Raw genomic sequence first — 655 nt, forward strand, 5'->3', positions numbered from 1 at the left:
GGGTACAGCATGAACCCTCAGACAGAAAACAAAGTGATGAGCGGCTAAAACTGGAGATTAAGGTGGCACATATCCGCACTCGCGAAACATATGGAACCCGGCGGCTCCAGACGGAGCTGGCAGAGAATGGCATCATCGTTGGTCGTGACCGACTGGCACGTCTTCGTAAGGAGCTAAGGCTACGCTGTAAGCAGAAACGCAAGTTCAGAGCGACTACGAACCCGAACCACAATCTGCCAGTTGCGCCAAATCTGCTGAACCAGACGTTCGCTCCTACAGCACCAAATCAGGTCTGGGTGGCGGATAGACTGGCCCCCTGAATCTCCAGACAACCAGTATCACTTAAATAAGTGATAGTCTTAATACTAGTTTTTAGACTAGTCATTGGAGTACAGATGATTGATGTCTTAGGGCCGGAGAAACGCAGACGGCGTACCACACAGGAAAAGATCGCAATTGTTCAGCAGAGCTTTGAACCGGGGATGACGGTCTCCCTCGTTGCCCGGCAACATGGTGTAGCAGCCAGCCAGTTATTTCTCTGGCGTAAGCAATACCAGGAAGGAAGTCTTACTGCTGTGGCCGCCGGAGAACAGGTTGTTCCTGCCTCTGAACTTGCTGCCGCCATGAAGCAGATTAAAGAACTCCAGCGCCTGCT

1 protein-coding gene and 1 pseudogene are annotated in these 655 nt (G+C 51.8%); both read left to right on the top strand.

What is annotated here, in order from left to right; all coding sequences use genetic code 11:
* Positions 1-305 (top strand): annotated as a pseudogene (locus BGK49_RS16750) (IS3 family transposase); the annotation flags it as partial.
* A 90-nt stretch (positions 306-395) separates the two neighbouring features.
* A partial coding sequence (locus BGK49_RS16755; protein ID WP_000567716.1) for a transposase occupies positions 396-655 on the top strand: 260 nt, incomplete at its 3' end.

The sequence above is a fragment of the Shigella sp. FC1544 genome (genome assembly GCF_001722145.1).
Classification (GTDB): domain Bacteria; phylum Pseudomonadota; class Gammaproteobacteria; order Enterobacterales; family Enterobacteriaceae; genus Escherichia; species Escherichia coli.